Raw genomic sequence first — 8,006 nt, forward strand, 5'->3', positions numbered from 1 at the left:
AGGATCATCTCGGGGCGTTTTTTCGTCACCGGGTAGCCTTACGCAGCTATCGACGTCTTGAGCTTGTTCATCGCGCTTTTTTCCAGCTGACGAATACGCTCGGCGGAGACGTTGTACTTCTGCGCCAGGTCGTGCAGCGTGGCTTTTTCTTCTGCCAGCCAGCGCTGGTAGAGGATGTCGCGGCTGCGTTCGTCCAGCACGTCCAGCGCCTGATGCAGGTTGGCGGTGGAGTTGTCAGTCCAGTCGGAATCTTCCAGTTGACGCGCCGGGTCGTAACGGTGGTCTTCCAGATAATTGGCTGGTGACTGAAACGCACTGTCGTCATCCGCTTCGGCTGCCGGGTCAAAGGCCATGTCATGGCCCGTCAGACGGCTTTCCATTTCACGGACTTCACGCGGCTCGACGCCAAGGCTTTCAGCGACGCGATGCACCTCGTCGTTGTTCAGCCAAGCCAGACGCTTCTTCTGGCTGCGCAGGTTGAAGAACAGCTTGCGCTGCGCCTTGGTGGTGGCGACCTTGACGATGCGCCAGTTACGCAGGATGAACTCGTGAATTTCGGCCTTGATCCAGTGCACGGCAAAGGACACCAGACGCACGCCCATTTCGGGGTTGAAACGCTTCACGGCCTTCATCAGACCAACGTTACCTTCCTGAATCAGGTCAGCCTGAGCCAGACCGTAACCCGAATAACTGCGAGCGATGTGCACGACGAAGCGCAGGTGGGCGAGGACCATTTGTCGGGCCGCGTCCAGATCCTGCTCATAGTAGAGACTTTCAGCCAGTTCACGCTCCTGCTCGGGCGTCAGCAAGGGAATGCTGTTGACCGTGTGCACATAGGCCTCAAGGTTCGCACCCGGGACTAAAGCATAAGCAGGTTGCAAAGAAGTGGTCATACGAAAAAACCTCCAGCGCACAGGTTATGTGCAGTTCAGCAATAGCCAGATTGACCCGGAACCGCTAACCAAGTTCCTTGATTTTCAGAAGCCAGTCTGGTGAACGAAAAATTTGCCTCTAACGGGGCGCCAGCTCACGCAAGTGACGAGCGACCGCAATCCAGGCACCGATATACCCTAACAGAACCGCTCCAAGCAAGAGCGAAAGACCATCACCCATCGGAACACCTGCCAGCGCAAAGTCGCTTCCATAGAGACCTGCCAGCCCGACGACCGCACCGTTCAGCCAGTTCAGGCCATAAGCCAGAACGCCCCAGGACAGGATACCTGCCCCGAAACCGTACAGCGCGCCCATATAAAGGAAGGGTCTGCGCACGTAGCTGTCAGTACCGCCCACCAGCTTGATAACTTCGATTTCGATACGGCGGTTTTCAATATGTAGACGAATTGTGTTACCAATTACTAACAGCAAAGCTGAGACAAGCAAAACCGTCAAGCCGAAAACGAATCGGTCACCCAGCTTGAGGATCGCGGCCAGCCTTTCGACCCAGACCAGATCCAGTTGCGCCTGCTCGACTTTAGGCAGTTCTGCCAACCGCGTGCGCAAGGCTTCCAGCGCAGGTTTGTCCACTTCATCCGGCGTTACCAACACCACGCCTGGAAGCGGGTTCTCTGGCAATTCCTTGAGCGCCTCGCCCAGACCGGACTGTTGCTTGAATTCACCCAATGCCTGCTCGCTGCTGATGTACTCGGCATCTGCCACACCGGGCATCGACTTGATTTCATCGCGCAAGCGAGTGCCATCAGCAGTATTGGCATCCAGCTTCAGGTAGATGGAAATCTGCGCCGCACGCTGCCATGAACCACCCAGACGCTCGACATTGCTCAGTAGCAATGACAGTCCCATCGGCAAGCTCAAGGCAATCGCCATCACCAGACAGGTAAAGAAACTGCCAATCGGTTGTTTTCCCAGACGTCGCAGGCTGTCCAGCAGACTGGAGCGATGGCTTTCCAGCCACGCCGACAACAACGCACTGAAATCCGGGCCGTCATCATCATGGTCGTGACGCTGCTTTTTCTTTTTCGGCGGCACTGGATCGGCGGCCTTGGGCGCAACGCGTTCGGAAACCTTGGGGCTGCGTGTAGCACTCATACTCCGGCGTCCCCGTCACCGATCAAACGACCGCGTTGCAGGGTCAACATGCGATGGCGCATGCGGGCAATCAATGCAAGGTCGTGACTGGCGATCAGCACGCTGGTCCCCAGTCGGTTGATATCTTCAAACACGCCCATGATTTCCGCCGCCAGACGTGGGTCGAGGTTACCGGTCGGTTCATCGGCCAGCAGCAAGGCCGGGCGATGGACAATGGCGCGAGCAATCCCGACACGCTGTTGCTGACCGGTGGACAGGTCGCCGGGGTACAGCTCGGCCTTATCGGACAACGCCACACGCTCAAGGGCCGAATCGACCCGTTTGGCAATCTCGGGCTTGGACAGACCGAGGATCTGCAAGGGTAACGCGATGTTGTTGAACACCGTGCGATCGAACAGCAACTGGTGATTCTGGAACACCACGCCGATCTGACGACGCAGAAACGGGATCTGTGCGTTGCTGATCTGCCCAAGGTCCTGGCCGGCAAGCATCAGTTTGCCGGTAGTTGGACGCTCCATGGCCAGCAACAGGCGTAACAGCGTGCTTTTGCCGGCACCGGAATGACCAGTGACAAACAAAAACTCGCCGCGACGTACTCGAAAGCTCAGTTCATGCAACCCGACATGTCCATTCGGGTAGCGCTTACCGACCTGCTCGAATCGAATCATGGACGCTCCCGCTCCGCAAACAGTGCCTGAACAAAGGGTTCGGCCTCGAAGGTACGCAAGTCATCGATACCTTCACCGACACCGATATAGCGAATCGGCAAGCCGAACTGCTTGGCCAGGGCGAAAATCACGCCGCCTTTGGCTGTGCCATCCAGCTTGGTAAGCGCCAGCCCGGTCAACGTAACCGTCTGGTTGAATTGTTTGGCCTGATTGATAGCGTTCTGCCCGGTGCCCGCATCGAGGACCAGCAGGACTTCGTGAGGAGCATCTGCGTCCAGCTTGCCGATCACGCGGCGAACCTTCTTCAGCTCCTCCATCAGGTTGTCCTTGGTGTGCAGGCGACCGGCGGTGTCGGCGATCAACACATCAATGCCACGGGCCTTGGCGGCCTGCACGGCATCGAAAATCACCGAGGCGGAATCGGCACCGGTGTGCTGAGCGATGACCGGTATGTGATTACGCTCACCCCAGACCTGCAATTGCTCGACGGCTGCAGCGCGGAACGTGTCGCCCGCGGCCAGCATGACCTTCTTGCCTTCCAGTTGCAGCTTCTTGGCCAGCTTGCCGATGGTGGTGGTCTTGCCCGCGCCATTGACGCCGACCACCAGAATCACGAACGGCTTGTGCTCGGCCTTGATCACCAAGGGCTGCTCGACAGGCTTGAGCATCGCAGCCAGTTCGCCCTGCAACGAGGTGTACAACGCTTGGGCGTCGGTCAACTGCTTGCGCGCGACCTTCTGGGTCAGGCTCTTGATGATGACTGAGGTGGCTTCAACGCCGACATCGGCGGTCAGCAGACGGGTTTCGATTTCTTCCAGCAGATCATCATCGATGGCCTTCTTGCCCAGAAACAGGCTGGCCATGCCTTCGCCGATGCTGGCACTGGTCTTCGACAGGCCCTGCTTCAGGCGAGCAAAGAAGCCGACCTTGCCGGTTTCGGGCTCTTGTACCGGAGCAGGGGCCAGAGCAGGAACCACTTGCGGAACAGGCGCTACCGGTTGTGGCACAGCCTGCGCTACGACGGGTTCTGGTTCTGGTTCTGGTTCTGGTTCTGGAACAGGCTGAACCAGTAGCGGCTCGGGAGCACTCAGCGGCACGATATCAGCCACAGGTTGCGCTGCGACCGGCTCGGGCATGGCATGAGCCTGACTTTGCTCTGGAATTGGCGGGGTGATGTGCGGCTCGCGCTCGTCACTCAGTGCCACTGGCTCCTCGGTTACCGGCAAGGTCAGCCACGGCTGAGGCGACGGCGCACCTGGCTTGACATGGCCTTGCTGCGAATTCGCAACCGGCTCGACGATGCTCTCGGGTACAGATTGCGAAGCAACAGCAGGCTCAACCTGCGGCGTGGTCACAACCGGGTCGTGGACCGGATCGGGTTGCGTCGGGGATGATTCTTGTGGCGCTGGCTCGGCTTGCTGCGGTTTCTTGCGCAGCCATCCGAACAGGCCTTTCTTCTCTCCAGCCTCGGCTGGGGTCTTCTTGTCGTCGTTGGAACCAAACATGGAGGACGGCTATCTCAAGGTTGCGGGGCGCCAGAGGGCGACCCGGAAAAATTCTGACATGCAAAACAGACTGCGTTTAGGACTTCTTGTTCACTCAACGGCCGCTTGAAGCGCTACCTTTACCTGCGTTTCAGACAGGTTTCACTCGCAATCGACCAGTGAAGGCTGTCTCTGAAGCAAATGGATCAGTATCCTAACACCCCCGCGCCCGCCGACGCTAAGTTCACGCGGGCCGTCCTACAGGTTCAAACTACGAATGAATGCTCTAGCCCGCCGCGCCGCAGGCCTGCTGCTCAGCACTATTTGTCTGCCCTTGACAGCATTGGCTGCTGATTCGCAACCGACCCATGAATTTACCCTGGACAATGGCCTGAAAGTTGTCGTCCGCGAAGACCACCGCGCTCCGGTGGTGGTTTCCCAGATCTGGTACAAGGTCGGCTCCAGCTACGAAACGCCGGGCCAGACCGGCCTGTCCCATGCGCTTGAGCACATGATGTTCAAGGGCAGCAGCAAGACCGGACCGGGTGAATCCTCGCTGATTCTGCGCGATCTGGGCGCTGAAGAGAATGCGTTCACCAGCGATGACTATACCGCCTACTATCAGGTCCTGGCCCGCGATCGTCTGAGCGTAGCGCTGGAACTGGAAGCCGATCGCATGGCAACCCTGAAATTGCCCGCCGACGAATTCAGCCGCGAGATCGAAGTCATCAAGGAAGAGCGTCGCCTGCGCACCGATGACAAGCCGATGGGCAAGGCATTCGAACGCTTCAAGGCGACGGCCTACCCTGCAAGCGGCTATCACACGCCGACCATTGGCTGGATGGCGGACCTGGAGCGCATGAAGGTTGAAGAGCTGCGCCACTGGTACGAATCCTGGTATGCGCCGAACAACGCCACGCTGGTGGTGGTTGGCGATGTGCAGCCGGACGAGGTCAAAGCCCTGGCAGAGCGTTTCTTCGGGCCGATCCCGCGCCGCGACGTGCCGCCCTCGAAAAAACCGCTGGAACTGGCCGAGCCGGGCGAGCGCAAGATCACTCTGCACGTCAAAACCCAGTTGCCGAGCCTGATTTACGGCTTCAACGTGCCAAGCGTTGCGACCGCTGAAGACCCACGTTCGGCGAATGCCCTGCGCCTGATTGCGGCACTGCTCGACGGTGGTTACAGCGCACGCATTTCCTCACGCCTGGAACGTGGCGAAGAACTGGTCTCCGGCGCATCGTCGCGCTACGACGCATTTGCTCGCGGCGACAGCCTGTTCATGATCAGCGCTACACCCAACCTGCAAAAGAAAAAGACCCTGACCGATGTGGAAGCCGGCATCTGGCGTCTGCTCGACGAGCTGAAAACCAAGGCACCGTCGGCCGAAGAACTGGAGCGCGTTCGGGCTCAGGTCATTGCGGGCGTGGTCTATGAACGCGACTCGATTACCAGCCAGGCGACCATGATCGGCGAGCTTGAAACCGTCGGTCTGTCCTGGAAGCTGATAGACAATGAACTGGAGGCGCTGCAAAGCGTGACCCCGCAAGACATCCAGAAAGCAGCCAATACCTATTTCACCCGTGAGCGCCTCAGCGTTGCGCACGTTCTGCCTGAGGAGAAAGCCAAATGATCACGCGCAACGCTCCACGTCATGCGCTGCTTGGCCTGATCCTGGCCGGTTCACTCGGCACCTTTGTCGCATTGCCAGCCGTGGCAGACAACGCCGCCCCTGCCGAGCAGGGCCAGACCACTCCTGCACTGGGCAGCAACCTGCAAACCCTCAAGGAACTGGACGGCAAGGCGCCGGCCCGTCGTGCCCTGAACATACAAACCTGGAATACCGCCGAGGGTGCCAGGGTGCTGTTCGTGGAATCACGCGAATTGCCGATGTTCGACATGCGCCTGACATTCGCCGCAGGCAGCAGCCAGGACCAGAAATCGCCCGGCATTGCCCTGTTGACCAACGCCATGCTCAACGAGGGCGTCAAAGGCAAGGACGTCAATGCCATCGCTCAGGGCTTCGAAGGCCTGGGAGCGGATTTCAGCAACGGTTCCTACCGTGACATGGCGGTCACGTCCTTGCGCAGCCTGAGTGCTGCCGACAAGCGCGACCCGGCACTGAAGCTGTTCAGCGAAGTCGTGGGCAAGCCCACCTTCCCTGCCGACTCTCTGGCCCGTATCAAAAACCAGTTGATCGCCAGCTTCGAGACTCAGAAACAGAACCCCGGCGCTATCGCCAGCAAGGAACTGTTCAACCGTCTCTACGGCGACCATCCCTACGCTCACCCGAGCGAAGGCGACGCAAAAAGCATCAATGCCATTACCCTGGCTCAGCTCAAGGCTTTCCACGCCAAAGGCTATGCGGCAGGCAACGCGGTGATTGCTCTGGTAGGCGATCTGTCGCGAGACGAAGCGCAAGCCGTCGCGGCGCAGGTTTCCGCCTCGCTGCCCAAAGGCCCGGCGCTGGCGAAGGTCGCCGATCCGGTTGAACCGAAGGCAGGCACCACGCATATCGAATTCGCGTCCAACCAGACCCACCTGATGCTCGCGCAACTGGGCATCGACCGTAACGACCCGGATTACGCGGCGCTGACCGTGGGTAACTCGGTACTGGGTGGTGGCGGCTTTGGCAGTCGACTGATGACCGAAGTGCGGGAAAAACGCGGCCTGACCTACGGTGTGTCGTCAGGCTTCACCGCCATGCAGGTTGCCGGACCGTTCATGATCGGCCTGCAAACGCGTGCGGAAATGAGCGAAAACACCCTCAAGCTGGTGCAGGACATCGTTCGCGACTTCCTCGCCAACGGCCCGACCCAGAAAGAAGTCGACGATGTGAAACGCGAACTGACCGGCAGCTTCCCGCTCACCGCAGCCAGCAATTCGGCCATCGTGGGTCAGCTAGGTGCAATCGGCTTCTACAACCTGCCGCTGACCTACCTTGAGGACTACATGGCCGCCGCCCAGAGCGTGACCGTCGAACAGGTGAAAGCTGCGATGAGCAAGCACCTGAGCGCCGACAAGATGGTCATTGTTACCGTTGGCCCGACCGTCGAGCAAAAGCCACTGCCGGCACCGACCGACAAACCCACTCGCCAACCTGTAGGGGTCCCGGAACACTGATGGCCAATCCACGTCCGAAGGGCCACAACGGCCTGGGTCAGCTTCGTATCATCGGCGGAGAATGGGGCAGCCGTCGCCTGACCTTCCCCGACGCCCCCGGCCTGCGCCCGACGCCTGATCGCGTGCGCGAAACCCTGTTCAACTGGCTGGCGCCCTACATCGCTGGTGCCAGGGTGCTGGACGTTTTCACTGGCAGCGGCGCACTGTATTTCGAAGCCCTGTCCCGTGGCGCCAGCATGGGCCTGGCGCTGGACAGCAACGCGGCAGCCATCGCCAGCCTGCGCCAGAACCTCAACGCACTGAACTGCACCAGCGGCCAGGTCTCCCAGACCGACGCCCTGCGCCATCTGGAAACAGCCACGGCATCGCCCTTTGACGTGGTGTTCCTCGACCCGCCCTTCCATCAAGGCCTGCTGGCTTCAGCCTGCAACCTGCTGGAAAGCCACGGCTGGCTGGCCGACACTGCCTGGATCTACACCGAAAGCGAAACCCCGCCATCGACCACCGGCTTGCCGGGAAGCTGGCGATTGCACCGCGAGAAAAAGGCTGGTCAGGTGTATTACGCGTTGTGGCAGCGGGGCCAGGGCTGACAGCTCACGAACCAATGCTCCGCGTTTGGCATGCAGCTCTGAACGTTCCGCGTCCTGTTGACGACGCATAGCGTCATGAAAGGCATTCCCACGCTGGA

The 8,006-nt window shown here is 59.8% G+C and carries 7 protein-coding genes; 3 read left to right on the forward strand and 4 right to left on the reverse strand.

The window, feature by feature from the left end:
* Positions 1 to 38: 38 nt before the first annotated feature.
* The 4 genes from rpoH to ftsY form a co-directional block, all read right to left on the reverse strand.
* Positions 39 to 893 carry an RNA polymerase sigma factor RpoH gene (gene rpoH / locus ALO64_RS03445; protein ID WP_002555629.1) on the reverse strand — a complete coding sequence of 285 codons (855 nt, stop codon included), beginning with the start codon at positions 891 to 893 and terminating at the stop codon, positions 39 to 41.
* Between the two features lie 118 nt (positions 894 to 1,011).
* Complete coding sequence (ftsX, locus tag ALO64_RS03450) at positions 1,012 to 2,046, reverse strand: permease-like cell division protein FtsX (protein ID WP_005735026.1); 1,035 nt, start codon at positions 2,044 to 2,046, stop codon at positions 1,012 to 1,014.
* Entirely contained in the window at positions 2,043 to 2,714 is a 672-nt protein-coding gene (gene ftsE / locus ALO64_RS03455) for a cell division ATP-binding protein FtsE (RefSeq protein ID WP_044344098.1), read from the reverse strand. Before ftsE ends, ftsX begins: the two co-directional genes overlap by 4 nt.
* Positions 2,711 to 4,219 (reverse strand): signal recognition particle-docking protein FtsY, encoded by a 1,509-nt coding sequence (gene ftsY, locus ALO64_RS03460; RefSeq protein WP_044344097.1) that lies wholly within the window; start codon positions 4,217 to 4,219, stop codon positions 2,711 to 2,713. The genes ftsE and ftsY overlap by 4 nt, the downstream gene beginning before the upstream one ends.
* 256 nt (positions 4,220 to 4,475) lie before the next feature.
* Here ftsY and ALO64_RS03465 point away from each other — a divergent pair, with 256 nt between their 5' ends.
* From ALO64_RS03465 to rsmD, 3 genes are read left to right on the forward strand one after another with little or no spacing between them, the layout of a single operon-like run.
* Complete coding sequence (locus ALO64_RS03465; protein WP_044344096.1) at positions 4,476 to 5,828, forward strand: M16 family metallopeptidase; 1,353 nt, start codon at positions 4,476 to 4,478, stop codon at positions 5,826 to 5,828.
* Positions 5,825 to 7,318, forward strand: a complete 1,494-nt coding sequence (locus ALO64_RS03470) for a M16 family metallopeptidase (RefSeq protein WP_002555634.1) — start codon at positions 5,825 to 5,827, stop codon at positions 7,316 to 7,318. Before ALO64_RS03465 ends, ALO64_RS03470 begins: the two co-directional genes overlap by 4 nt.
* Positions 7,318 to 7,908, forward strand: coding sequence for a 16S rRNA (guanine(966)-N(2))-methyltransferase RsmD (rsmD, locus tag ALO64_RS03475; protein ID WP_003316320.1), 591 nt, complete (start codon positions 7,318 to 7,320; stop codon positions 7,906 to 7,908). The genes ALO64_RS03470 and rsmD overlap by 1 nt, the downstream gene beginning before the upstream one ends.
* Positions 7,909 to 8,006 lie beyond the last annotated feature (98 nt).

Origin of the sequence: Pseudomonas meliae (assembly GCF_001400515.1) — a bacterium.
GTDB classification, from domain to species: Bacteria; Pseudomonadota; Gammaproteobacteria; order Pseudomonadales; family Pseudomonadaceae; genus Aquipseudomonas; species Aquipseudomonas amygdali.

Coding starts and splice junctions, on each gene's coding strand:
- ALO64_RS03470 (WP_002555634.1), top strand. CDS start 5,825: ATGATCACGCGCAACGCTCCACGTCATGCGCTGCTTGGCCTGATCCTG.
- ftsX (WP_005735026.1), bottom strand. CDS start 2,046: ATGAGTGCTACACGCAGCCCCAAGGTTTCCGAACGCGTTGCGCCCAAG.
- rpoH (WP_002555629.1), bottom strand. CDS start 893: ATGACCACTTCTTTGCAACCTGCTTATGCTTTAGTCCCGGGTGCGAAC.
- ftsE (WP_044344098.1), bottom strand. CDS start 2,714: ATGATTCGATTCGAGCAGGTCGGTAAGCGCTACCCGAATGGACATGTC.
- rsmD (WP_003316320.1), top strand. CDS start 7,318: ATGGCCAATCCACGTCCGAAGGGCCACAACGGCCTGGGTCAGCTTCGT.
- ftsY (WP_044344097.1), bottom strand. CDS start 4,219: ATGTTTGGTTCCAACGACGACAAGAAGACCCCAGCCGAGGCTGGAGAG.
- ALO64_RS03465 (WP_044344096.1), top strand. CDS start 4,476: ATGAATGCTCTAGCCCGCCGCGCCGCAGGCCTGCTGCTCAGCACTATT.